This window comes from Streptomyces sp. NPDC042336 (assembly GCF_055581985.1).
Window position 1 is genome coordinate 531142 of record NZ_JBVJEA010000001.1, and the last position, 25590, is coordinate 556731.

The 25590-nt window shown below is 72.5% G+C and carries 18 protein-coding genes; 14 read left to right on the forward strand and 4 right to left on the reverse strand.

What is annotated here, in order from left to right:
- From ACZ6IM_RS02540 to ACZ6IM_RS02565, 6 genes are all read left to right on the forward strand, one after another.
- Positions 1 to 3495 (forward strand): Rne/Rng family ribonuclease (locus ACZ6IM_RS02540; protein ID WP_469553913.1); only part of this gene is annotated, 3495 nt, incomplete at its 5' end.
- 132 nt (positions 3496 to 3627) lie between these two features.
- Positions 3628 to 4689, forward strand: coding sequence for an iron-containing alcohol dehydrogenase family protein (locus ACZ6IM_RS02545; protein ID WP_469553915.1), 1062 nt, complete (start codon positions 3628 to 3630; stop codon positions 4687 to 4689).
- A 239-nt stretch (positions 4690 to 4928) separates the two neighbouring features.
- Positions 4929 to 5249 carry a 50S ribosomal protein L21 gene (rplU, locus tag ACZ6IM_RS02550; protein ID WP_007449531.1) on the forward strand — a complete coding sequence of 107 codons (321 nt, stop codon included), beginning with the start codon at positions 4929 to 4931 and terminating at the stop codon, positions 5247 to 5249.
- A gap of 14 nt (positions 5250 to 5263) precedes the next feature.
- Entirely contained in the window at positions 5264 to 5518 is a 255-nt protein-coding gene (gene rpmA / locus ACZ6IM_RS02555) for a 50S ribosomal protein L27 (protein ID WP_003976205.1), read from the forward strand.
- A gap of 110 nt (positions 5519 to 5628) precedes the next feature.
- Positions 5629 to 7065, forward strand: coding sequence for a GTPase ObgE (gene obgE, locus ACZ6IM_RS02560; RefSeq protein ID WP_052838162.1), 1437 nt, complete (start codon positions 5629 to 5631; stop codon positions 7063 to 7065).
- Between the two features lie 181 nt (positions 7066 to 7246).
- A complete protein-coding gene (locus ACZ6IM_RS02565; protein ID WP_469553917.1) occupies positions 7247 to 9289 on the forward strand; it encodes a glycosyltransferase family 4 protein in 2043 nt (680 codons plus the stop codon).
- A gap of 78 nt (positions 9290 to 9367) precedes the next feature.
- Here ACZ6IM_RS02565 and ACZ6IM_RS02570 read toward each other — a convergent pair whose 3' ends face one another.
- From ACZ6IM_RS02570 to ACZ6IM_RS02580, 3 genes are all read right to left on the reverse strand, one after another.
- A complete protein-coding gene (locus tag ACZ6IM_RS02570) occupies positions 9368 to 12931 on the reverse strand; it encodes a bifunctional glycosyltransferase/CDP-glycerol:glycerophosphate glycerophosphotransferase (protein ID WP_052838164.1) in 3564 nt (1187 codons plus the stop codon).
- Between the two features lie 23 nt (positions 12932 to 12954).
- Positions 12955 to 15186 carry a bifunctional glycosyltransferase/CDP-glycerol:glycerophosphate glycerophosphotransferase gene (locus tag ACZ6IM_RS02575; protein WP_052838165.1) on the reverse strand — a complete coding sequence of 744 codons (2232 nt, stop codon included), beginning with the start codon at positions 15184 to 15186 and terminating at the stop codon, positions 12955 to 12957.
- 440 nt (positions 15187 to 15626) lie between these two features.
- Positions 15627 to 17804, reverse strand: a complete 2178-nt coding sequence (locus ACZ6IM_RS02580) for a hypothetical protein (RefSeq protein WP_469553919.1) — start codon at positions 17802 to 17804, stop codon at positions 15627 to 15629.
- A 242-nt stretch (positions 17805 to 18046) separates the two neighbouring features.
- Here ACZ6IM_RS02580 and proB point away from each other — a divergent pair, with 242 nt between their 5' ends.
- From proB to ACZ6IM_RS02605, 5 genes are all read left to right on the forward strand, one after another.
- A complete protein-coding gene (gene proB, locus ACZ6IM_RS02585) occupies positions 18047 to 19150 on the forward strand; it encodes a glutamate 5-kinase (RefSeq protein WP_052838166.1) in 1104 nt (367 codons plus the stop codon).
- A gap of 134 nt (positions 19151 to 19284) precedes the next feature.
- A complete protein-coding gene (locus ACZ6IM_RS02590) occupies positions 19285 to 19815 on the forward strand; it encodes a hypothetical protein (RefSeq protein ID WP_469553921.1) in 531 nt (176 codons plus the stop codon).
- 73 nt (positions 19816 to 19888) lie between these two features.
- The gene (locus ACZ6IM_RS02595; RefSeq protein ID WP_052838168.1) at positions 19889 to 21175 is read left to right on the forward strand and encodes a glutamate-5-semialdehyde dehydrogenase; all 1287 of its coding nucleotides are present in this window, start codon (positions 19889 to 19891) and stop codon (positions 21173 to 21175) included.
- A 122-nt stretch (positions 21176 to 21297) separates the two neighbouring features.
- Positions 21298 to 21861, forward strand: a complete 564-nt coding sequence (locus ACZ6IM_RS02600; RefSeq protein WP_469553923.1) for an SCO2584 family spore wall biosynthesis protein — start codon at positions 21298 to 21300, stop codon at positions 21859 to 21861.
- Between the two features lie 85 nt (positions 21862 to 21946).
- A complete protein-coding gene (locus tag ACZ6IM_RS02605; protein WP_052838170.1) occupies positions 21947 to 23020 on the forward strand; it encodes an SCO2583 family membrane protein in 1074 nt (357 codons plus the stop codon).
- An 11-nt stretch (positions 23021 to 23031) separates the two neighbouring features.
- On the opposite strand, the gene ACZ6IM_RS02610 is transcribed toward ACZ6IM_RS02605, so the two are convergent.
- Positions 23032 to 24204 carry a M48 family metallopeptidase gene (locus ACZ6IM_RS02610; protein ID WP_469554244.1) on the reverse strand — a complete coding sequence of 391 codons (1173 nt, stop codon included), beginning with the start codon at positions 24202 to 24204 and terminating at the stop codon, positions 23032 to 23034.
- 137 nt (positions 24205 to 24341) lie between these two features.
- Here ACZ6IM_RS02610 and ACZ6IM_RS02615 point away from each other — a divergent pair, with 137 nt between their 5' ends.
- From ACZ6IM_RS02615 to nadD, 3 genes are all read left to right on the forward strand, one after another.
- Positions 24342 to 24503: a hypothetical protein gene (locus tag ACZ6IM_RS02615; RefSeq protein ID WP_052838172.1), complete on the forward strand. Its 162-nt coding sequence runs from the start codon at positions 24342 to 24344 to the stop codon at positions 24501 to 24503.
- Positions 24504 to 24645: 142 nt separating this feature from the next.
- Positions 24646 to 24813, forward strand: coding sequence for a hypothetical protein (locus ACZ6IM_RS02620; RefSeq protein WP_003976223.1), 168 nt, complete (start codon positions 24646 to 24648; stop codon positions 24811 to 24813).
- 59 nt (positions 24814 to 24872) lie between these two features.
- Positions 24873 to 25577 (forward strand): nicotinate-nucleotide adenylyltransferase, encoded by a 705-nt coding sequence (gene nadD, locus ACZ6IM_RS02625; protein WP_052838173.1) that lies wholly within the window; start codon positions 24873 to 24875, stop codon positions 25575 to 25577.
- Positions 25578 to 25590 lie beyond the last annotated feature (13 nt).

A 25590-nucleotide genomic window follows, 5' to 3' on the forward strand; every position in this document is an offset into this window, starting at 1 on the left:
GTGGCGCCGGAGCCCGCCGAGGCGGAAGAGGCGGAGGCCGAGAGTGCCGCGCCCAAGGGCCGGACCCGTCGGCGTGCCACCCGTCGCGTGACCGCCCCGGTCGAGGCGCCCGCCGAGGCCGCCGCCGAAGCGGGCGCGCCCGAGGCCGCCGCGCCCGCCGAGACCGCGCCCGCCTCGTCCGCGGACAGCGCCGAGTCCGGCGAGGACGCCGCGCCGCGCCGTGCGCGCCGCCGGTCCACCCGCAAGGCCGCCACCGGTTTCGCCGCACCGGCGCAGACCGCCGCGGCGTCCGACGAGGCGGAGTCGCCCAAGCGCCCGTCGCGTCCCGCGGTCGCTGTGTTCCAGGCACCCGTGTTCGCCGAGCCCCAGTTCCAGACGCCCGAGCGGGCCGCGGCCGAGGCCGCCGCCGAGGCGGCCGGTGCCGAGCCGGCCAAGCCGGTCGAGGAGAGCGCGGAGGCACCGGAGGAGCAGTCCGCCGGATCGCGCCGCCGCCGCAAGCGCCGGGGTGCCGCCGCCGAGGAGGCCGCCGAGGAGCGGGCCACCGCCGCCGTCACCCAGGACGAGCCCCAGGCACCGGCCGACACCGAGTCCGAGCCGGAGGCCGAGCCGGAGCCCGAGTCCGACTCCGACTCCGACTCCGACGAGTCGGGCGAGGACCACGACGACGCCGAGGGCTACGAGGAGTCCGGCTCGCGCCGTCGCCGTCGCCGGGGCGGCCGTCGCCGCCGCCGGGGTGACGCCGCCGACGGCGACCTGACGGACGGCGAGGGCGAGCACACCGCCGCCGATCGGGCCGACCAGGACGCTTCGGACACCGCAGACGACTCGGAGGACGACGCCGAGGAGGGCGAGGAGGCCGCAGGCGAGAGCGGTTCCAGCAGCAGCCGTCGCCGTCGTCGCCGTCGCCGCCGGGCCGGGGACGGCTCCGGAGAGGCCGAGTCGTCCTCCTCCTCCGACGACCCCGAGCGCACCGTCGTCAAGGTCCGCGAGCCGCGGCCCGCGCGGGAGAAGAGCGAGCCGTCCGACGAGGTGCAGTCCATCAAGGGCTCCACCCGTCTGGAGGCCAAGAAGCAGCGCCGCCGAGAAGGCCGCGAGCAGGGCCGCCGGCGCGTGCCGATCATCACCGAGGCCGAGTTCCTGGCCCGCCGCGAGGCCGTCGAGCGCGTCATGGTCGTCCGCCAGCACGGCGAGCGCACCCAGATCGGCGTCCTTGAGGACGGGGTGCTCGTCGAGCACTACGTCAACAAGGAGCAGGCCACCTCGTACGTCGGCAACGTCTACCTCGGCAAGGTGCAGAACGTGCTGCCGTCGATGGAGGCCGCCTTCATCGACATCGGCAAGGGCCGCAACGCCGTCCTGTACGCGGGTGAGGTCAACTTCGAGGCGCTGGGCATGGCGAACGGCCCGCGCCGCATCGAGTCCGCCCTCAAGTCCGGCCAGCCGGTCCTGGTGCAGGTCACCAAGGACCCGATCGGTCACAAGGGCGCCCGCCTGACCAGCCAGGTCTCGCTGCCCGGCCGCTACCTGGTCTACGTGCCCGAGGGCTCGATGACCGGCATCAGCCGCAAGCTGCCCGACACCGAGCGGTCCCGGCTCAAGACGATCCTGAAGAAGATCGTCCCCGAGGACGCGGGTGTCATCGTGCGCACCGCCGCCGAGGGCGCCAGCGAGGACGAGCTGCGCCGCGACGTCGAGCGGCTCCAGGCGCAGTGGGAGGAGATCCAGAAGAAGGCGAAGAGCGGCGGCAGCTCCAACGCGCCCACGCTGCTCTACGGCGAGCCGGACATGACCGTCCGGGTCGTGCGCGACATCTTCAACGAGGACTTCTCCAAGGTCGTCGTCAGCGGTGACGACGCCTGGCAGACCATCCACGGCTACGTGTCCCACGTGGCGCCGGACCTCGCCGAGCGGCTGTCCAGGTGGACCAGTGAGGTCGACGTCTTCGCCACGTACCGGATCGACGAGCAGCTCGCCAAGGCGCTGGACCGCAAGGTCTGGCTGCCCAGCGGTGGTTCGCTGGTGATCGACCGGACCGAGGCGATGGTCGTCATCGACGTCAACACCGGCAAGTTCACCGGTCAGGGCGGCAACCTCGAGGAGACGGTCACCAGGAACAACCTGGAGGCGGCCGAGGAGATCGTGCGCCAGCTGCGCCTGCGCGACCTCGGCGGCATCATCGTCATCGACTTCATCGACATGGTCCTGGAGTCCAACCGGGACCTGGTGCTGCGGCGCCTGCTGGAGTGCCTGGGCCGGGACCGGACCAAGCACCAGGTCGCCGAGGTGACCTCGCTGGGTCTGGTGCAGATGACCCGCAAGCGGGTCGGCCAGGGCCTGCTGGAGTCGTTCTCGGAGACCTGCGTCCACTGCAACGGCCGCGGTGTCATCGTCCACCTCGACCAGCCGGCCTCCGCCGCGGGCGGCGGCGGTGGCAAGCGACGCAAGCGGGCCCGGGCCGGCGGCGAGCAGCCGCACGAGCACGAGGCCGCCGCCGGGGTCGAGACCGGCCCGACGGCGGAGCAGGAGGCGGACGCCGAGTCCGAGTCCGAGGTGGCCGCCGAGGTGGCCGAGCCGGTCGCCCTGCCGGCGCCCGACTTCAGCGCGGACGAGGAGCTGTACAGCAGCGCCGCCGAGGCCGAGGCCGCCGCCACGCGCGGTCGCGGTCGGCGTCGCGCCAGCCGTCGGGCGTCCGCTCCGGCGGGTGCCCCCAGGGGCGCGAAGGGCGAGGCCGAGAAGGCCGGTGCGGTCTCCGAGGCGCCGACGGCGCAGGACGTCACGGTGCAGGAGGAGGTCGAGCGTCCCGTGCGGCGCGAGCCCGCCGCCGAGGTGCTGGCCGAGCCCGCCGCCGTCGAGGACGCCGTCTCCGGCGCCCCCGCACCGGCTCCCGCCGAGACCGCGGCTGCCGTGTCGGAGGAGGCCGCGCCCAAGGGCCGTACCCGCCGCCGGGCCACCCGGAAGGTGTCCGCACCGGCCGGTTCGCCCGAGGGCGCCGAGGCCGCCGTGCTGACGGTCCCGGAGACCACGGTGTCGGAGCAGCCGGAGCAGCCGGAGCAGGCAGCGCAGGCCCCGGCCGCCGCCGAGGTGACCGAGAGCGCCGCCCCGGCCCGTCCGCGGCGCCGTGCGGTGCGCAAGCCCACCACGTCCACCGCGTCCGAGGAGGCGGCCGTCGTGGTCGTCCCGTCGGCCCCGGCGGAGGAAGCGGCCGGGCAGGCCGAGGAAGCGGCCGGGCAGGCCGGGGAGCAGACCGACGCCGAGGCCGCCCCGGCCAAGAAGGCGGCGGCCCGCAAGACGGCCAAGAAGGCGACGGCGAAGAAGGCCGCCACCAAGAAGACCGCGGCCAAGAAGACGACGACCGCGAAGAAGGCCACCGCCAAGAAGGCGGCCAAGACGACGACCGCCAAGAAGGCCACGGCCAAGAAGACGGCGTCGAAGAAGACGGCGGCGGCCGCCGAGCAGGCACCGTCGTCGGTCACGGCCGCCACCGACGAGGGCTGATCCGGCACCTGTCGCGAAACGTGTGGCCCCGCCCGGACGGAAACCGTCCGGCCGGGGCCACACGTTTCCCCGGCCGTCCTCGGGCGCATCATCAACGACAGCCGGGGCGTCCCGGCGAGGAGAGGAGACCACGTGCCGGTACTGACGAGGCTCATCCCCTCGCCGCTCGTCGTGGACGTCCGGCCGGACGCCCTGGACGATCTGGCGAGCGTCTTGGCGGACCAGCGGATCTCGCAGTCCGGGAAGCTGGCCGTGGCGATCAGCGACGGCTCGGGGGCGCGGCTGCGCCGGCGGCTGGAGCCGTCCCTGCCCGGCGCCGACTGGTTCGAGGTCGGCGGCGGCACGCTCGACGACGCGGTGCGGCTGGCCGACGGCATGAAGTCGGGGCGCTACGACGCGGTCGTCGGTCTCGGCGGCGGCAAGGTCATCGACTGCGCCAAGTTCGCCGCGGCCCGGGTGGGCCTGCCCATGGTCGCCGTGGCCACCAACCTGTCCCACGACGGCATCTGCTCCCCGGTGTCCATCCTCGACAACGACGCGGGCCGCGGCTCCTACGGTGTGCCGACGCCCATCGCGCTCGTCGTCGACCTCGCGGTGATCCGCGAGGCCCCGATCCGTTTCGTGCGCTCCGGGATCGGCGACGCCGTCTCCAACGTCTCCGCGGTCGCCGACTGGGAGCTGGCCCACCGGGTGAACGGCGAGAAGGTCGACGGCCTCGCCGCCGCCCTGGCCCGGCAGGCCGGGGAGGCCGTGCTGCGCCACCCGGGCGGCTGTGGGGACGACGCTTTCCTGACCGTGCTGACCGAGGGCCTGGTGCTGTCCGGCATCGCCATGACCATCGCCGGGCACACCCGCCCCTCGTCCGGCGCCTGCCACGAGATCAGCCACGCCCTCGACCTGCTCTACCCCCGGCGCGCCGCCAGCCACGGCGAGCAGGTGGGCATCGGCGCGGCCTTCGCGACGTATCTGCGCGGGGACCGGGAGGGTGCCCTGCTGATGGCCGGCACGCTGCGCCGGCACGGGCTGCCGGTGGTGGCCCGGGAGATCGGTTTCGAGGACGAGGAGTTCGTACGGGCGGTGGGGTTCGCGCCGCAGACCCGGCCGGGCCGGTACACGATCCTGGAGCACCTCGACCTGTCGCCCGCGCGGGCGGGGGAGGCGTACGCCGAGTACGTCGCGTACGTCGCGGCGTGACCGGCCGATCCCGGGGCTCCGGTCCGGCTCCCCGGTCCGGGGCTTTGGGGGCCAGTTTGACCCCTGTCGTGCCGCCCCGTAACCTTGACCGTCGGCGTGTCGACTGACGCGTCACATCCCCGTAAACCTCTTTCCTTCCGGATGCGGGCCCTCGTGGCCCCGGCCGGGAGAGGCTGTCCGTGTGTCACCGGGTGGCTGGACTGCGGGGGTGCCGTTCCGAGCGAGAGAGTGAGATCCGCGTGTACGCCATCGTGCGCAGCGGTGGTCGCCAGCACAAGGTTGCTGTCGGCGACATCGTTGAGGTTGACAAGATTTCCACCGCCCAGGTAGGCGACACGGTCGAGCTCTCGACCCTGCTCGTTGTTGACGGCGACGCTGTGACCAGCGACCCGTGGGTGCTGGCCGGCATCAAGGTCCAGGCCGAGGTCGTGGACCACCACAAGGGCCAGAAGATCGACATTCTGCGCTACAAGAACAAGACCGGCTACCGCCGTCGTCAGGGCCACCGCCAGCAGTACACGGCGATCAAGGTCACTGAGATCCCCGCGGCTGCGAAGTAAGGGACTGAGGAGACATGGCACACAAGAAGGGCGCATCGTCCACCCGGAACGGTCGCGACTCGAATGCCCAGCGGCTCGGCGTGAAGCGCTTCGGCGGTCAGGCCGTCAACGCGGGTGAGATCCTGGTCCGCCAGCGTGGCACCCACTTCCACCCGGGCGCCGGCGTCGGCCGTGGCGGCGACGACACGCTGTTCGCGCTGCAGGCCGGTGCGGTGCAGTTCGGCACCCACCGTGGCCGCAAGGTCGTGAACATCGTCCCGGTCGCCTGATCGGACACTTTCGCGAGGCGGGCCTCACTTCCCCGAGGGGAAGCGGGTCCGCCTTTCGCGTGTTACCCAAGAGACATTCCCGCAGTAGGCAGTAACTGGAGGCACATCCCATGACCACCTTCGTGGACCGCGTCGAACTGCACGTCGCCGCGGGTAACGGAGGCCACGGCTGTGCCTCCGTCCACCGTGAGAAGTTCAAGCCGCTCGGCGGCCCGGACGGCGGCAACGGCGGCCGGGGCGGCGACGTGATCCTCACCGTCGACCAGTCGGTGACCACACTCCTCGACTACCACCACTCGCCGCACCGCAAGGCCACCAACGGCAAGCCCGGCGAGGGCGGCAACCGCTCCGGCAAGGACGGCCAGGACCTGGTCCTGCCCGTGCCCGACGGCACCGTGGTCCTCGACGGCGCGGGCAACGTGCTGGCCGACCTGGTCGGCCACGGCACCTCCTACGTCGCCGCCCAGGGCGGCCGGGGCGGCCTCGGCAACGCGGCACTGGCCTCCGCGCGGCGCAAGGCGCCCGGCTTCGCGCTGCTCGGCGTGCCGGGCGACGTCCAGGACATCCACCTGGAGCTGAAGACCGTCGCCGACGTGGCTCTGGTCGGCTACCCGAGCGCCGGCAAGTCCTCGCTGATCTCCGTGCTGAGCGCGGCCAAGCCGAAGATCGCCGACTACCCCTTCACGACGCTCGTCCCCAACCTGGGCGTGGTGACGGCGGGCGAGACCGTGTACACCGTCGCGGACGTCCCCGGCCTCATCCCCGGCGCCAGCCAGGGCAAGGGCCTGGGCCTGGAGTTCCTGCGGCACGTGGAGCGGTGCAGCGTGCTGGTGCACGTCCTGGACACGGCGACGCTGGAGTCCGAGCGCGACCCGCTCTCCGACCTGGACGTCATCGAGGCCGAGCTGCGCGAGTACGGCGGCCTGGACAACCGGCCCCGGATCGTCGTCCTCAACAAGATCGACGTGCCCGACGGCAAGGACCTCGCCGAGATGGTCCGCCCGGACCTGGAGGCGCGCGGCTACCGCGTCTTCGAGGTGTCGGCCGTGGCCCACATGGGCCTGAAGGAGCTGTCCTTCGCGCTGGCCGAGCTGGTCGCCACGGCGCGCGCCGCCCGGCCCAAGGAGGAGGCCACCCGGATCGTCATCCGGCCCAAGGCCGTGGACGACGCGGGCTTCACCGTCACCCGCGAGGAGGACGGCCTGTTCCGGGTGCGCGGCGAGAAGCCCGAACGCTGGGTGCGCCAGACCGACTTCAACAACGACGAGGCCGTCGGCTACCTCTCCGACCGGCTCAACCGCCTCGGTGTGGAGGAGCGGTTGATGAAGGCGGGCGCCCGCGGCGGCGACGGCGTCGCCATCGGCCCCGAGGACAACGCAGTCGTCTTCGACTGGGAGCCCTCGGTCACGGCGGGCGCCGAGATGCTCGGCCGCCGCGGCGAGGACCACCGCTTCGAGGCGCCCCGCCCGGCCGCCCAGCGGCGCCGGGACCGGGACGCCGAACGGGACGAGGCCCAGCAGGAGTTCGACGGCTTCGAGCCGTTCTAGCCCGGCTTCCCGCTCCTCTCCCGCCCCTTTCCGTCCGCAGGGTTACACAGGTGTGTCAGGGCTGTGATCTGCTCTCCAACATCCCTGTGTACTTTGTGAGAAGGATGTGGCCGCACGTGTGCGGCCAGGGGCGGGGGAGCAGCCTGACCAGCCGCTCCCGGGAGCAGGGAGAAGCCGCAAAGTGAAGATCGCATTCCTCGTTCGGGACCTGTGTCACATGGGGGGCGTGGTCAGCGCCACGCAGAACCTCGCCGGGGCGCTGGCCGAGCGGCACGACGTCGAGATCGTGGCGCTGCGCAAGGTGCGCGACGAGTCGTACTTCCCGCTGGACCCGCGGGTCAGGGTCCGGGCGCTCACCGACATGCGGCCGCACTCCCCGGTGTCCGACGTGGACAATCCGCTGTCCGACAAGTTCCCGCTGATCTACCCGCTCAACGCCGGTGCCAAGACGCCGGTGGTGAGCCGGCTCGCGGAGCTGCGGCTGCTGGAGTACTTCGACACCACCGACGCCGACGTCGTCGTCAGCTCCAGCCCGCGCAACACGATCATGCTGGCGCAGGCGCCCGGTGACTTCCTGAAGGTCACCCAGGAGCACTCGATGCCCGCCATCTACGCCACGGACATCAAGCAGCGCCTCTTCCCGGCCTACCGGCACCTGGACGCCCTGACGGCGCTCACCCCGGAGGAGGTCGCCTCGCTCGCCCGGCAGGTGCCCGCGGTGCGCAACCGCCTGGCCGTGATGCCCAACTGCGTGCCCGCCTCCCCGATCCGCTCCAGCGGCACCAACAAGGTGGTGGTATCCGCCGGTCACCTGACGGACAACAAGAACCACGCCCTGCTGATCGAGGCCTTCGCCAAGGTCCACGCCGTCGCCCCCGAGTGGACCCTGCGCATCTACGGCCACGGTGCCGAGAAGAAGAAGCTGCGGGCCCGCATCGAGGAACTGGGACTGTCCAACAGCATCCTGCTGATGGGCCAGACCTCGCCCGTCACCCCCGAGTTCGGGAAGGCCTCGATCTTCGTCCTGCCCTCCAAGCGGGAGGCGTTCGGCAACGTCCTCGTGGAGGCGATGGCCGCCGGACTGCCCGTCGTCGCCACCGACGCCGACCACGGGCCGCGCAACATCCTCACCGACGGCGAGGACGGGCTGATCGTCCCGCGCGGCGACGTGGAGGCGATGGCCGACGCGATCCGGCGCCTGGTGAAGGACGACGAACTGCGCCTGAAGATGGCCGCCGCCGGCATCCGCAACGCCGAGCGCTTCCACGAGCGGGCCAGCCGCGAACGCTTCGAGGCCATCCTCGAGGAGGCCTTCGCCCGCAAGGAGCTGCCCCGCCACGCCACCGCCCGGGTCGACCGGGAGGGCTCGGTCCACGTCGCCGTGGGCACGCTGCCGCCGAGCGCCGGGCAGGCCGACCTCGTGCTGCGCAAGGGCGGGGCCGGCGGCGAGGAGCACCGCTTCCCGTTCTCCGCCGACGGCGACGCCGTCGTGCCCTGGGACGCCGGGGTGCCGCACGGCACCTGGGAGCTGGCCCTGGCCACGCGCGAGGGCGAGCGCGAGGTGGGGCTGACCACCGACGGCTACGGCTGTGACACCCGGGACCTGCTGGCCGTGGAACTGCCGCGCACGCAGGGGCCGTCCCTCGCGCTGCTGCTGCCGTACATGCACGAGGACGGCGGGCTGCGGCTGCGCAGCGCGCTGCGTGACGTCCACGCCGAGGTCGGCCCGGTCAGGGTGGACGAGCGGACCATCGCCGTACGCGCCGAAGTGTGGGGCGCGCGGCCCGCCGCGGGCGCCGTGGTGGAGGCCGTGCACCGCCGGGACAAGGAGCGGGTGCTGACCTTCCCGCTGCGCGACGAGGGCGACGGCTGGGTGGCCGTGGACGTGGACTGCGCCACCCTGGTGCGCGAGCACGGCGAGGACGACGAGGAGAAGGAAGTCATCTGGGACCTGTCGCTGCGCACCGCGCCCGACGCCCCCCGGGTGCCGCTGGCCAAGCTGGGCACCGACGTACTCCAGCCGATCAACGTGTTCACCTTCCCGCGCCCGGTGATCAGCGAGACCGTGGCCGCCCCGCCGACCGTGCTGACCCGCGCGGTGCGCAAGTCCCGCCGGGCGCTGGGCCAGACGCCCGCCCCGCTGCCGCCCACTCGCCGGCGTACCGAGCTGCGGCCGTACTTCACGGCAGCCTGCCAGCTCGCGGTGAAGACCGTGCGGCTCTGAGCGGGCCGGAGGCGAAAGGGGCGGGCCCGGAGGATCACGATCCTCCGGGCCCGCCCCTTTCGCCTCCGTGGCGGCGGGTCAGCCCTCCCGCGCCTGCTCGATCATCCGGTCCACGACCCGCGCGGACGCGTTGCCGTCGTCCAGGTCGCAGAACAGGTGGTGGAAGCGGTCGAAGCGCTCCTGGTACTCCGCCTGCACATGGTCGATGTCCCGGATCGCGTCGACCAGCTCCTTGGAGTTGTCGATCAGCGGACCGGGGGAGTCCTGCTCGAAGTCGAAGTAGAACCCGCGCAGCGTGTCCCGGTAGTGCTCCAGGTCGTACGTGAAGAACAGCATCGGCCGCTTCAGGTGCGCGTAGTCGAACATCACCGACGAGTAGTCCGTGATCATGATGTCCGCCGCGATGTAGAGGTCGACGATGTCCGGGTACTCCGAGGCGTCCCACACGAACCCGTTGCCCGCGCCCGGCACCGCGTCCACCACGTTGGAGTGGCGGCGGATCAGCAGCACGTGGTCGTCGCCGAGGCGGCGCTGGGCGTCCTCGAGGTCGATGCGCAGGTCGAACAGGTACTGCCCGGCGCTGTGCGACTGGTCGTCGCGCCAGGTCGGCGCGTACAGGACGACCTTCTTGCCGTCGGGCAGGCCGAGCGCCTTCTTCACCCGCGCCGTGATCGCGTCCCGGTCGGCGGAGTACAGGTAGTCGTTGCGGGGGTAGCCCGCCTCCTGGATCTCACCGTCGTAGGAGAACGCCCGCTTCAGGATCGGCGTGCTGAAGCGGTTGGAGGACACCAGCAGGCTCCACTGCTTGGCCTCCAGCGCCAGCTTCTCCTGGTAGCGCCGGTCGAAGTGCAGGGTGTCGATGTCGTGCCCGATCTTCTTCAGCATCGTGCCGTGCCAGGTCTGCACGATCGACTGGCCCGGCCGGCGCACGATCCAGTCGGGAAGGTGGCCGTTGGTGACGATGTAGCGGCTGGAGGCCAGTGCCTCGTACCACTCCTTGCCCCACATGCGGATCTTCTCGACCCCTTCCGGCAGGTTGACCTGGCCGTCACGGACCGCCCACAGGTGCTTCAGGTCCGAGCCGCGCCGCACCAGCTCCTCGTACATCGCGCGCGGGCTGTCCGAGAACTGCTTGCCGTTGTAGCTCAGGTAGAAGACCTGGTCCTTGAGCGGCTGCTGGAACAGCGGCTCGTAGACCGTCCGGCGCAGCTCCTTCTGGCGGTACGGACCGCGCTCCAGGTCGCTCAGCTCGGAACGGGCGTTCAGCTGCGGGAAGTCGCCCCAGCGGTTCTCCAGCCAGTAGCGGCGGCCGTTCAGTTCGGCCTGGACGGGGAACGAGTCCGCGGCCAGGCGGTCGGTCACGAAGGGGACGTCGGGCACGCCCTCCTCGTCGGGCCGCAGGAAGAGGTTCCAGCGGCCGGCCCGCAGCGGGACGTCGCCCGCGCCGCCGAGGCGGGAGGGGTCGAAGGACACCTCGAAGCGTCCGCCGTCGAGCCACCGGGTCTCGACGAAGCGCTCCTCGTAGCGGTTGCGCGGCTTGAGCAGGAAGCGGGAGCCGGACAGCCGCGGGTCGGCGTGGCCGGTGAGAGCGATCTTGCCGTCGCGCACCGTGGCCGTGTCGATCACGGCGCGGCGGGTGCGGCCGGAGAACTTCAGGAACCCGGTGTGGCCCGCCACGACGGCCAGCTCCACCAGGTGCGACTGGGTGCCGAGGGAGGTGGGCAGCGCGAACTCGGCGTCGGCCAGGCCCTCCTGCATCACGGTGCCGAAGCGGCGCTCCGCGCCCGTCGGCCCGGTCGCGACCAGCACCGTGGACCAGGTCCGCTTCTCCGGCTGCGCCTTCTCGTCGACGCCCTCGTGGAAGATCAGCGCCACGTCCGCGACCGGCACCTCGACCGAGAAGGCCTGGCCGGAGCCCGTGCGCTCCACGGTGACGGGGTACTCGAGGGTCTCGGCGCCCTTCTGGTTCTTGACCCGCAGGACCACCTGCTCGTCCGCCGCGAGGGGCTCGCGGATCTCACCGGTGACCTTGATCCGGTCGCCCTCCAGGGCGCGGCCGGTGATCAGGGCGCGGACCTTCTCGATCCGCAGCTTCAGCGCCCCGCGCTCCACGGAGGGCAGCATCCGGAAGTCCGGGCTCAGCCAGTGGTACGGCGGGAAGTTGCAGGCCGCGCCGCCGCTGGAGTGGACCGCGTGGCGCCGCACCAGACCGGAGGCGAAGATGCCCAGGCCCACGTGCCACACGGCCTCCTGCCACTCGCCGCCCTTGCGGAGCCGGGCGGGGTCGATGGTGACCTCCCAGCCGGCCCACTCGTAGTTGTAGCGGTCCTGGCCGGAGTCGGTGGTGACCTCGGGGCGCGGCAGGTTGCGGGCCGGCAGCAGGATGCGGCGGCGGGAGCGGTCCTTGCGCAGCTGGAGCACCTTGACCGAGGCCTTGCGCGTCGGCAGGTCGATCTTGTCGATCCAGGCGTTGCCGGACAGCACCAGCTTGCCGCCGGACCAGCTCACCTCCTGCAGCGGGGCGCGCATGTTGAGGTGCTGGTCGATGCGCAGCGCCCCCTTGGGCAGGTGCAGGTCCGCACCCTCCAGGGAGGGGAAGGAGGCGTACTTGCGGACCAGGCCGCTGACCTCGGGGGTCTCCCGGCGGCGCTGGCCGGCCAGCAGGGCGATCAGCTCCTCCATCTGGTGCTTGCGCACCAGCAGCCACTGCACGCGCAGCTCGGCCGGGAGGTCCATGACGACCTTGGGGTCGATGCTGTCGAGGAAGCGGTTCGCCGAGCGCAGGAACTCGGCCCGGTACTCCGCGTCGCCGTCCGGCACCACGTTGAGGAAGAGCCGCAGGTCGTCGCGGAGGACACGGGTGTCGTACTCGCGCTTGAGGCGGGCGTAGGTCTCGCCGGGCTGCTCGGCGAGGAAGGCGCTGATCTCCATCACGGAGGTGACCCGGTCGCGCACGCCCGCCGGGTCGGTGCGCCGCTGCGTGATCGACGGGGCGGACTCGCCCTCGCGCAGCCGCCAGTAGTAGCAGGGCTCCGAGATGACGTCGACGCTCTCGGCCAGGTAGTGGGCCCGCATGGTGACCGGGGTGTCCTCGTACAGCCGGCCCTCGGGGAAGGCGAAGCCGTGCTTCTCCCAGAAGGTGCGGCGGAAGACCTTGTTGCAGGCGATGCGGTCGGCGACGAGCTTGGCGTAGCGGGATATGTGAGTGCGCAGCCGGGCCTCGCCGGCCAGCATCCGCATCAGCGGCACCTGCCAGGACTTCTCGCCCTTGAGGTGGTAGACGTTCCCGGTGGCGAAGTCCGAGCCGCTCTCGTCGAGGCTGCCGACCATGAGGCGGTAGGCGTCCGGCGGGATCAGGTCGTCGCTGTCGACGAAGGTCAGGAACTCGGACTCGGGCGCGAGGTGGGTCATGCCCGTGTTGCGGGCGGCGCCGAGACCGCCGTTCTCCTTGCGTATGAGCTTGAAGCGCGGGTCGCGGGAGGCGTACTCCTCGGCGATGGCGGCGGAGCCGTCGGGTGAACCGTCGTCCACCATCAGGACCTCGAAGTCGCGGAAGGTCTGTGCCGCGAGCGAGTCGAGACAGGCGGGGAGGTAACGCTCCACGTCGTAGATGGGGACGATGACACTGAGCCGAGGGGCCATGGCTTGGTGGTCTCCTTTCGGGGTCAGGCCCGCTCGACCAGTTCGAGCGCCTGGGCGGGGGTCGGGGCGTGGTGGCGTTCGTCGAACGGGACGATGGGCGGCAGGCTCTCTTCACCGAGGAAGACGCGTCGCACCACCCGTTCGGCTGCGTGTCCGTCGTCGAATTCGCAGAAACGCCGGCGGAAGGTGTCCCGGCGCTCGGTCGTCTCCGGGCTGTCGTACGCGCCGGAGGCGAGCAGCCGCAGCAGCTCCGTCTGCGTGGTGGCCACCGCGCCGGGCGGTTCCTGGAGCAGGTCGAAGTAGGTGCCGCGCACCGCGGAGTAGACGTCCCAGTCGGGGACGTAGCTGATGATCGGGCGGTCGAGCACGGCGTAGTCGAACATCGCCGAGGAGTAGTCCGTGATCAGGGCGTCGGCCGCGAGGTACAGCTCCTCCACCCGGGGGTGCCCGGAGACGTCGATGACGCGGCCGGTGCGGCGCAGTTCGTTGACGTGCGGGGAGTTGCCGTAGAAGTAGTGGCCGCGCACCAGCAGGGTCACGTCGGGGCCGAGTTCGCGGGCGAACCTGCCGAGGTCCAGGGGCGGGGTGAAGCCAGGCTGGTACTCGCGGTGCGTCGGCATGTACAGGAACGCCTTGGTGCCGTCGGCCAGCCCGAGCGCGGCGCGGGCCGCGCGCACCTCCTCGGAGCCGGCGTTGACGAGGACGTCGTTGCGCGGGTAGCCGGTCTCCAGCGTGGTGTACGAGCAGGGGTAGACCCGCTCCCAGATCACGGTCGAGAACTGGTTGGCGCTGATGCTGTAGTCCCAGCGGTCGCACCGCTCCAGGAGCTTCTCGAAGTCCATGTCGGTGGAGGCCGGGTACTTCTGCTGGTCCAGGCCCATCGTCTTCAGCGGCGTGCCGTGGTGGGTCTGCACATGGACCTGGCCCTCGCGCTTGACCACGGAGTCCGCGAAGTTCACGTTGTTCACGAGGTACTTGGCGCGGGCCAGGGCCGCCCAGTACTCGCGCGAGCCCACGCGGACGACCTTCACGCCCTTGGGCACCCGGTCCGCGTTCTCCGCGCGGACCGCCCACACCCGGCGCATGTGCGGTGCCAGCCGGGCCAGTTCGGCGTCGATCGCGGCGGGGTTGCAGGAGACGCTGCGGTTCCAGTAAGCGGAGAACAGCACCAGGTTGTCGTCCAGCGGCAGCCTGAGCTGCGACTGGTAGAAGGCGCCCATCGCGCCGCGCTTGGAGCGGTTGAGCGCGGTGCGGGTGCGGGTCCTGACCCGCTGGCGGAACTTCACCGCGGCCAGGGCGCTCACCATGGTCGTGTAGGCGTCGCGCTCCAGCATCCCGTACTTGTGGCCGCGGCCGCCGCCGGGGCGGGTGAAGCCCTTGGGCACGCGGGCGCGGTAGTCGGCCGAGGCCCGGTGGAAGAACTCCGCGCGCGCGTCCTGCGGCAGGCGGCCCGGACGCTCCAGGATCGTCAGGTAGTGGTCGACCATCTTGCGGAACAACGGGCCGCGCCACTCGCCGAGTTCCTCGTGCGCGTCGAGGTAGTCGAAGACCCGCCGGTACTGGTCGAAGACGTCGAAGTGCTTGCGGCTGACCGTCTTGAGGATGTTTCCGCCCTCGCGCCGCTGCCGGTAGCGCACGCAGACCCGGTCGAGCACGGCGATCCGCTCGGCGCTGATCAGGGAGCAGAAGGTCCAGGGGGCGTCCTCGTAGTACCCGGGCGGGAAGGTGAGCCCGGTCCGGGTGACGAAGTCGCGCCGGTAGGCCTTGTTCCACACGATCTGGAGCAGGTCGAGCAACTGGGGGCGGTCGGCGAGGGAGAAGGCGTCCGGGCCCTCCTCCTTCAGCAGGTCGGCCCGCAGGTTCGGGCGGACCCGGCCGTCCCAGTAGGTGCGCGCGTAGTCGAAGATCAGGATCTCCGGGTCGCCCGTGGCCTCCAGCCGGTCCCGAATGGCCGACAAGGCACCGTCGGACAACGTGTCGTCACTGTCCAGGAACAACACGTAATCACCGGTGGCCTTTTCCAGTCCGGCGTTCCGCGCGCCGCCCAGGCCCACGTTTTCCGTGAGGTGAATCACATGAATCCGGGTGTCCCGTTTCGCGTACTCGTCGAGAATGGCCCCTGACCCGTCCGGCGAGCAGTCGTCGACCGCGATGATCTCGAAGTCCGTGCAGTCCTGCCCGAGTATGGAGTCAAGGCACTCGGGCAGATAGCCCTGCACCTTGTACACGGGGACAACGAGAGAGAGCTTGGGCATCCTTACAACCTGTTCCGAGAACTGACCACGGGACCGCGGGCTGGGACCGGAACGCGCTCCGGACACCGTTCGGGTCTGGAGCGCGCCGCCGCATCAGCGTAAAGGATTCACGCGGAGTTTCCGCGGGCACGGTAGCCGGACACCCGGTGCCCCGCCAGAGCGGGAAATGGCCGGACCGGCCGCCCGAATGGGCCGCGTGGAAGCGGCTGGAGAACTTCCTCACATTCGGTCTCCCTGTCCCCTTTACCGACTTGGGTCGGTTTTCGCCCCATGTGCCGGGCTCGATTTCCACCGGACCGAGGAAGCGGCCGGACACGGTGGCGCGGACCCGGGCCGGTGCCGTCGGCGACCGGCGGTGTGCCGGCCGCCCCTGCCGGAGGGGGTGATTCGTGACCATGCTGTGACAGGTGTGGCGCACACCACCAGCCGCGGACGAGGGCTCAGACGTGGCCGTGCGGCTCCGGGGCCGCGGCGGGGGCGGGGGCGGACGACCGGGCGGGTTCGCGGCGCGGGCCGGGGACGGGAAGCTCCGCGGCGAGCCGCTCCGCCATCCTGGCCCGGTGCCGGCCCGCCGCCGCGCACAGGTCCCGTACCGCTCCCGCGAAGCGCTCCTGGGACGGCGGCTCGGCCGGGCCCAGCAGCCGCAGGGCCAACGCGGCGCGCGCCCCGGCGAGTTCGTCCCGCTCCGGATGGCGCACCGACCTGAGGAGGGCCGGCACCCCGGACGCGTCCGGGGTCAGCACGGTCGCCGCCGTCACCGTCGGGAACGACTTGCGGAACACGTCCTCGGCCAGCGTGCTGGTGTTGGCGACCGCGTACGGCTTGCCGCTCGCCAGGAAGTCGCTGATCACGCTCGACACATCGCTGATCAGCAGGTCGGCCCGGTTGAAGCAGGCGTACAGCGACGGCCGGGCCTCCGTGACGACCTGGTGCTCCCACTCGGGCAGCGACGCCCAGTACGCCTCCTCCCACGCGGCCGCCGCCCGCCGCACCGCAGCGGCCCGTCCGGGCTCCGGCGCGGGCTGTCGCAGCATCCGCTCCGCCTGGTCCGCCGCCGGCCGGAAACCGGCCGCGGTGAGCCGGTCCAGCTCCGCCGCCCGCCGGGCCAGGCCGGTGGCCGCCGACGGGTCCGGCCGGGGCCCGCCCCGCTCCCGGTTCGCCGCCCGCACCAGCTCCCGGATGCGCAGGTCGGCGGCACCGGCCCGCGGGTCCACCGACCCGGTCAGCGGGTGCGGCTTGTACAGCAGCCGTACGCCCGGGTCCGCGAGCAGCGCCCGCACCAGGTTCTCCCCGGCCTCGACCACCGACGTGTTGCCGGGATTGCCGTCCCAGCCCTCCCAGGTCGGCGCGTACAGGACGGTCGTGAACGCCCCGGGCGCGGGCGGCCCCGCGTACGGCCGTACGGCGTCCAGCTGCGGGCGGCCGATCTCCACCACGTCCTTGTCCTCGACGCCGACCTCCGCCTGCGCGTACCGCTCGCGCGCCGCCGGACCCGCCACCCACACCTCGTCGTACGCCTTCGCGTACGGGTTGCACGAGGACAGCTTGTCGCTCTCCCCGTGGTTGACGAAGGCGTGCTTGATGGTCGGGATGCGCAGGACCTGAGAGGTCTTCCCGGAGTTGGAGGGGTGGAGCAGGACGCGGAGCGTCGAGTGCTCCAGGCGCATCAGCGTCGCCACCTTCGGCAGGCACACCACCGGAATGTCGGTGGCCGCGATCCGCTGCACCATGTGCCGCTCCCGCAGCACGATCACCGGCCGCCCGTCCAGCCGCGCCAGCGGCTCCAGCCACATGTTCGCCTGGTACGCCGAGGACGCCCCGCCCGAGAAGTACAGGCCGACCGTCGGCCGGTACCGGGTCAGCCACGCCTCGAACCAGTCGAGCACCTCCTGCTCGCCCGCGGGCCGGCGCCCCGGCAGCAGCCGCAGCAGCAGCGCGCCCAGACCCGTCAGCGCCAGCGCCAGGGACAGCGTGAGCCCGGCCGCCCCGTACGCCGGCGCGTCGGTCGCCACCGTCGTCAGCAGCCCGGCCGTCGCGGGCAGCCCGAAGGCCGCCAGCCGGGGCCCGGGGCGGCGCAGCAGGGCCGGAGGCGCCGGGGTCAGCCGCAGCGCGGACGCGTCGATGTTCCTCGTCACCACGGGCAGCGTCCGGGTGCGCCGGACCAGGACGGACACGGCCTGGATCGCCCAGTGCAGCGCGTAGAAGAAGAGCAGCCCGGCGACGAGCGGCGCGTACGCCCCCTCGCGGTGCTGTTCGCCCAGGCGCAGCAGGCCCACCACGAGCAGCAGGTCGCGCAGCACGTGGCGGACGGTGACGTCGGCGTGCGACTTGGCGAACAGCGACACCATGCCCCGCTGCCACCGGTACAGCGCCCCCTCGGCGGCCAGCGAACCGGCGCTCGCCACGAGCAGCAGCGGCACGTGTGGCAGCAGCGCGCCGAGGGCCTGGGCGGCGAAGGCGGCCGCCAGCACGCCCAGGACCAGCAGCCGCACGGCGGTCCGCCGCCCGGGCAGGCCGAGGCGGAGGCCACGGGAGCGCCGCGGCGGCCGGGGCGGGCGGGGGAGACGGCGGCGGGGCAGGGACAGGGGCACTGCGATCGCTCCAGGCTCGTCGCGCATCGGACAACCGGGTTAACGCGCGGTGACCGCCCGACGACACGCGCGTGTCGGCCCGGGGCCCCGACACGGCGCGGGCCCGGCGGTGTCCGAGCCCCCTGTCCGCACCGTGAACTCCGGTGCGGAGCGTGTTCGCCTTCGCGTAGATTGCCTGGCGAGCGCAGGGATCGGCGCGTGTCGACGGGAGAGGCGGACGGGCCGTGGCAGGGGCAAGGCCGGGGACAGGGCCGGGGGCAAGGCAGGCCGTGGGCGAGGCCCGCAGGATCGTCGTCAAGGTCGGTTCCTCCTCGCTGACCACCGCCGCGGGCGGCCTGGACGCCGACCGGGTCGACGCGCTCGTCGACGTGCTGGCCAAGGTGCGGGGGACCGACAAGGAGATCGTCCTCGTCTCCTCCGGCGCCATCGCCGCCGGGCTCTCCCCCCTCGGCCTGCGCCGCCGCCCGAGGGACCTGGCCCGCCAGCAGGCCGCCGCCAGCGTCGGCCAGGGGCTGCTGGTCGCCCGCTACACCGCGTCCTTCGCCCGCTACGGTGTCCGCGTCGGCCAGGTGCTGCTGACCAGCGACGACATGAGCCGCCGCGCCCACCACCGCAACGCCTCCCGCACCCTGGACAAGCTGCTGGCGATGGGCGCCTTCCCGATCGTCAACGAGAACGACACCGTCGCCACCGACGAGATCCGCTTCGGCGACAACGACCGCCTCGCCGCCCTCGTCGCCCACCTGGTCCGCGCCGACCTGCTGGTGCTGCTGTCCGACGTGGACGGGGTGTACGACGGCGACCCGAGCAGGCCCGGCACCTCGCGGCTGGTCGAGGTGCGGGACATGGCCGACCTCGCGGGCGTCGACATCGGCAGCGCGGGCAAGGCGGGGGTCGGCACCGGGGGCATGGTCACCAAGGTCGAGGCGGCCCGGATCGCCGCCGCCGCCGGCATCCCCGTGGTGCTGACCAGCGCGGTGCACGCGGCCGACGCCCTGACCGGCGGCGACACCGGCACCTACTTCCACGCCACCGGCCGGCGCTCCGCCGACCGGCTGCTGTGGCTCCAGCACGCCTCCACCCCGCAAGGGGCTCTCGTCCTCGACGACGGGGCGGTCCGCGCGGTCGTCGAGGGCCGCAAATCGCTGCTGCCGGCCGGGATCGCGGGCGTCGAGGGCGAGTTCGCCGCGGGCGACCCCGTCGAACTGCGGGACGGCACCGGCCGGGCGGTGGCCCGGGGCGTGGTCAACTTCGACGCCAAGGAGATGCCCCGGCTGATCGGCCGCTCCACCCGGGAACTGGCGCGCGAACTCGGACCCGCGTACGAACGTGAGGTCGTACACAGGGACGATCTGGTGATCCTGCACCCGTAATGGGTCGAAACGTCCCCGAATCGGCGGTGGACGTTCCGCAAAACCGCCCCGCGATCCCGCGCGGCCTGCTCAACTTTCCTCAGGGACAAGCCCGGCCGACCACCGGGCCGAGCCGTGTGCTGAAGGAGGCCGTCGTGAGCGGAGTACGCCCTGGGACGGCGGCACCCCGCGGTGGTACCGCCTCCCGCGGTGGCGCGGGCGCCCGCGGCGGCACGGGCGCGCGCTCCGGCGGCGCCCGGGGCGCGAACCGCGCGGGCGGCGAGGAGCGCGCCCTGACCAGCGTCGCGGCCGGGGACCGCTTCCGTGGCGAGGAGCCCGAGCACACCCCGCGCCTGTGGCACGTCACCCTCAGCGTCTCCGGAGCCCGCGCCCCGCTCACCGAGGTGCGCCGGGCGCTCGAACAGCTCGCGCACGACCACCCCTTCCTGCTGACCAGCCGGTACGCCGACGACCACGCGGAGATCCGCTACTGGGAGGAGGCCCGCGACCTGCACGACGCCGCCGCCGTCGCCCTGCGCCTGTGGGGCGAGCACCGGCAGACCGCGGGGCTGCCGCCCTGGGAGATCGTCGGCCTGGAGGTCATCGACCGGGCCACCTACCACCAGCGCATCGCCGCGGGGTACGGGCCCGCCCCGGCGACGCCCGTCGGGGTCCACCCGTTCTGACCCCTCTCCTGCCCCATCTCGCGGGGTGGAACGCCGGGCGACCGCCCCGACCGCGCGCACTACCCTTCCCCTCATGACCACGCTCTCGCCGTACGACTCGATGTCACCCGTCACCCGGGCCGCCTACCGGGCCAAGTCCGCCGCGGCCGACCTCGCGCCGCTGCCGCGGGCCGCCAAGGACGACGCGCTGCTCGGCGTCGCGGACGCGCTGGAGGTCCGTACGAGCGAGATCGTGGAGGCCAACGCCCAGGACGTGGCCAAGGCCCGCGCCGCCGGGACCAGCGAGGCCATCATCGACCGGCTCGTCCTGACCCCGGAGCGGGTCCGCGCCATCGCCTCCGACGTGCGCGACGTCGTCGCGCTGCCCGACCCGGTCGGCGAGGTCGTGCGCGGTTCCACCCTCCCCAACGGCATCGACCTGCGCCAGGTCCGGGTCCCGCTCGGCGTGGTCGGCATCATCTACGAGGGCCGGCCCAACGTCACGGTCGACGCCGCCGCGCTCTGCCTGAAGTCCGGCAACGCGGTGCTGCTGCGCGGCTCCTCCTCGGCCTACCAGTCGAACACCGCCCTGGTCCGGGTGGTCCGCGACGCCGTGGGCGGGGCCGGGCTGCCCGCCGACGCCGTGCAGCTGGTGCCCGGCGAGAGCCGCGAGAGCGTGCGCGAGCTGATGCGGGCCCGCGGCCTGGTCGACGTGCTCATCCCGCGCGGCGGCGCCTCGCTGATCAGCACGGTCGTCCAGGAGTCCACCGTCCCCGTCATCGAGACCGGCACCGGCAACTGCCACGTCTACGTCGACGCGCAGGCCGACCTCGACATGGCCGTCGACATCCTGATCAACTCCAAGGCCCAGCGCGTCAGCGTCTGCAACGCCGCCGAGACCCTCCTGGTCCACCAGGACATCGCCGCCGAGTTCCTGCCCCGCGCGCTGGCCGCGCTCGCCGAGGCCGGGGTCACCGTGCACGCCGACGAGCGGGTGATGGCCCACGCCAAGGACACCGGCGCGAACGTCGTCGAGGCGACGCCCGAGGACTGGGAGACCGAGTACCTGTCGTACGACATCGCCGCGGCCGTCGTCGACTCCCTGGACCGGGCCGTCGAGCACATCCGGCTGTGGACCTCCGGCCACACCGAGGCCATCGTGACCACCTCGCAGCAGGCCGCCCGGCGCTTCACCCAGCTGGTCGACTCCACCACGGTCGCGGTGAACACCTCCACCCGCTTCACCGACGGCGGCCAGTTCGGCTTCGGCGCCGAGATCGGCATCTCCACGCAGAAGCTGCACGCCCGGGGCCCCATGGGGCTGCCGGAGCTGACCAGCACGAAGTACATCGTCACCGGCGACGGGCACGTACGGCGCTGACGACGGGCGCGCGCCGGGCACACCCCGGGCACACCGCGGGCGCACCGATCGGGGCATCTCACCCACCGGATGAATTTCCCCGCCGTCTGCCCAAAACGACCCCCCAGGTCTACTCTGGACCCGTGCCGGAGGACGTGGGGGGCACGCCGTTCCCGGACGGCTGGGAGCCCGACGACGACCACGACCGCGGGGTGTCGGACGAAGAGTTCGCCTCCGTGGTCTTCGACGAGGCCTTCGTACGGGCGGCCGAGGTGCACGAGCCGTCCGCCGTCGAACGCCTCCTGGCCGCCGCGCAGGCCAGAGCCGAGGCCACCGAGGCGGAAGCGGCCCGCCGCGGCCGCAGCAGAGCCGAGGCCTACGACGACGGATACGGCGATTTCGGCCATGATCCCGACCTCGACGACCCGGACGACGACCGCGACCTCCTCGACCGCCCGTACGGCGCTCCTCCGGCCTCCGGCAAGCAGGTCCGCTGGCACCGCCCCGTCGCCTGGCTGCTCGCGCTGGCGATGGGCATCGGCATGGTGGCGCTGGCCTTCGTGGCCGTCTACCGGGGCGCGTCCTCGGGCGGCGGCACGCAGCGGGTGCCGCCCCCCGCCTCCACCAGCCCGGAGCGCGCCGCGGCCCCCTCGGCCTCCGCCGACTACTCCCAGCCCGCCGTGTCGGTGCTTCCGCGCAGCCCCTGACCTGCCCCAGGGGCGGTGCCAAGCTGTCCCAACTTGACCTGTGGCAGCGCGTTTACGCGACCTTCCGCAGACTCACTCTGAAGGTATGGCAGGGCTTGGCGGTCCGCCCGGAGGAGGAACGCCCGAGGGCGCTCCCGGAGGCGGAGAGGACGAGTACCGATCCGTCGTCTTCGACGAGTCGTTCGTGCGCGCTGCCCGGCTCCAGGAGTTCTCCGCCCAGGAGCGCATCACCGACCACGCTCCCGCCGTGCGCCGCCGGCCGCCCCTGCGCCGGGCCGGACTGTCCCGGCAGGCGCTGATCCTCGTCCTGCTGATCGCCGTCGCCTTCGGCACCGCCGTCTACATGGGTGTACGGCACCCCTACCAGAGCGCGGCCGGGCAGCGGGCCGCCGAGCCGGTGCGGATGACCGTCGTCCCGCTCGCCCCGCGGGACCGGGTGCCCGGCGCCGACGACGCCGCGTTCCTGTACGCGCACAGCCCCGCCGCGCACTTCAGGACCGCGGCCCAGGGCATCCCGGTGCCGGGAGCCCGGCGCACGGCGCACTTCTCCGAGGACCAGGTGTTCAGCGCGCTCACCACCGCGAAGGACTACATCGTCCGCTCGGCGCTCGACCCGGACGTGCTCGGCGGCAAGGAGGTCCGCTCGGTGCGGGTGCTGCTGGACCCGGACCAGCTCCGCCAGTTCGACGAGAGCTTCGAGAAACCCGCCTCGGACGGCCGGCACGCCCCCACCGGGTGGCTGATCCGCTTCGACCCGGCCCGGGCCGAGCTGGCCGACCCCGGAATCAGGGTGGACGGCAGCCTGCGCACCGTGGAGAGCAACGCGTCCACGCTGGAGGTCACCGCCGACCACACCATGGTGTACGCGCTGCGGCCGGCCGGCGACGCCCGCGCCGAGACGTCGCTGTTCACCGTCCGGCGCGAGCTGCACTTCCGCTTCGACCGGGACGCCCTGCGGCTGCACCAGACCCAGCTCGTCGCCTCCTACGTCCAGGCCGGGCCGCTGTCCTGCGCCGACGACTCGGCGAACCACCTCCGCCCGCTGCTGGCCGGGCAGAAGGCCGGGACCGGTGTCCCGGCCGGCACCGACCCGTACACCTCGGACGACGTCGCGGCGCTGTGCGGCAGCCTCGCGGCGGGCGCCCAGCCGAAGGTGTGAGCGGGACGGGGTCAGGCGCCGTCGCGCGGTGAGCCGTCCCGCGGAGACTCCGGGCCGCCGTCAGCGGGCCCCTGAGGCCCCCCGGGCGCCTCGGGCCCTTCGGGCCCCTCCGCCGGTCCGTCCCCGTCCCCGGGCTGCCTGGGCTGGGAGCCCGTGAAGCCGCCGAAGCCCCGGCGCATCCGGTCACCGAGGTCGCCGGCGCCGCCCGCGATGTCGTTGACCAGCTTCATCAGCGGGTCCTTGGAGCTGCGCACGTGCGTGGCGTAGTGGGACGCCGACTCCCGGAAGGAGTCCCGCACCGAGGTGTCCTTGTCCTCGTCGCGCCGCGGGTAGTGGCCGTCCATGGTCCGCTGGTACTCCCGGGACTCCGCCCACTTCTTCAGTTCGGCGGCCCGCACCGTGGTGAAGGGGTGCGAGCGGGGCAGCACGTTCAGGATCTTCAGCACCGAGTCGCGCAGGTCGCCGCCCGCCTCGTACTCCTCGGCCTGCTCCAGGAACGCGTCCACGTTCATCTCGTGCAGGTGGTTGCCGCCCGCGATCTTCATCAGGCCCCGCATGGAGGCCTGTAGGTCCTGGCCGACCAGCAGACCGGCGCGGTCGGCGGACAGCTCCGACTTGCGGAACCACTCGCGCAGCGCGGTCACTATCGCCATGATCGCCACGTTCCCCAGCGGGATCCAGGCGACCCGGACGGCCAGCGAGGTCAGGAAGAGCAGGATGGTCCGGTAGACCGCGTGCCCGGACAGGGCGTGCCCCACCTCGTGCCCGACGACCGCCCGCATCTCCTCCTCGTCGAGCAGCTCGACCAGGCCCGTGGTGACGACGATGATCGGCTCGTCCAGGCCGATGCACATCGCGTTCGGCACCGGGTCCTGGTTGACGTACATCGGCGGGACCTTCTCCAGGTCCAGGATGTAGCAGGCGTCGCGCAGCATGACGTTCAGATGGGCGAACTGCCGGTCCGAGACGCGCACCGAGTCGGACAGGAACAGCAGCCTCAGGCTCCGCTCGGGCAGCAGGCCGCTGAGCGCCTTGAAGACCGTGTCGAAACCGCTCAGCTTGCGCAGCGCCACCAGGGCACTGCGGTCGGCCGGATGCTCGTACGCACGCGAGGAGATCCCGGGGAAGCGCCTGCGCTGCCTGCTCGGCACGTGCTCGTGCCCGTTGTGGTGGCCGTCGGACATCTCTTCCCCCATGCGCGTATGTGTGACCTGGACGTACGGTCTTTGCGAACCCTTGTGCGGCCCTTTGCGCCCCCCGAGCCGGGCCCAGCCTAGGCGGAGATACCGTGGACGGGCAGTACGTCTAAGGAGTCCACGCCATGCAGCACATCCCCCACCCCGACTGGCTCGCCGGGGCCGCGACCGCCGCCGGGCAGCAGGGGCCGGGAAATCTGCTCCGGATCGTCCTGATCGTCATGGTGGTGGGCTGTGTGCTGACCGCGTGGTTCCTGCTGCGGGGGTACAAGCAGAAGGACGACTGAGGAGATCCGAAGGTTCCCCTGACCCGGCACGCCCGGTCGTCCCCCCGTCCCCAACGGCGGAGTCGGCGTGATCGCCCGCGGGGCGCCCGCATACGATGAGCGGACGTCTTGTCCCGCCCACACCGGATAGGTCCTGCCGAAGATGAGCCTTCCCCTCAGCGCCGCCCAGTTCGTCACCCTCGCCGCCGAGGGCGGCGAGGAGCACGGCGGCAACCACGAGAGCCTCAGCCCCTACGTCACCGGCATCGGCGCGTTCGTCATCCTGCTGCTCCTGCTGTGGATCACCACCCGGTTCAACCGCGACCGCTGAGCACGCGGCCGAGTGGGCGCGACCGGGGCGCTCCGGGCGGGCCGGTAGGGTCTGCACGCATGGGAGAGCACGACACGCCTACCGGCCCGGCGCACGCGCCGGCGCGCGGCACGCAGAACGCGGTGCCCGCCCGCGCCACCGGACCGGTCAACGGTCCGGGCGACGGACCGTCGGCGGGCAAGCGGCGCCTGGGCGTCATGGGCGGCACCTTCGACCCGATCCACCACGGCCACCTCGTGGCCGCCAGCGAGGTCGCCGCGCAGTTCCAGCTCGACGAGGTGGTGTTCGTGCCGACCGGGCAGCCGTGGCAGAAGAGCCACCGCGCGGTCTCCGCGGCCGAGGACCGCTATCTGATGACGGTCGTCGCGACCGTCGAGAACCCGCAGTTCTCCGTCAGCCGCATCGACATCGACCGCGGCGGCCCCACCTACACCGTCGACACCCTGCGCGACCTGCGCGCCCTCAACCCGGACGCGGACCTGTTCTTCATCACCGGGGCCGACGCCCTCGCCCAGATCCTCACCTGGCGCGACAGCGAGGAGCTGTTCTCCCTCGCCCACTTCATCGGCGTCACCCGGCCGGGGCACACCCTCACGGACGCCGGACTCCCCAAGGGCGGCGTCTCGCTCGTCGAGGTGCCCGCCCTCGCCATCTCCTCCACGGACTGCCGTGCGAGAGTCGCCAAGGGCGATCCCGTCTGGTACCTGGTGCCCGACGGAGTCGTGCGCTATATCGACAAACGCCACCTGTACCGCGGCGAGTGAGCCGAGAGGGGCA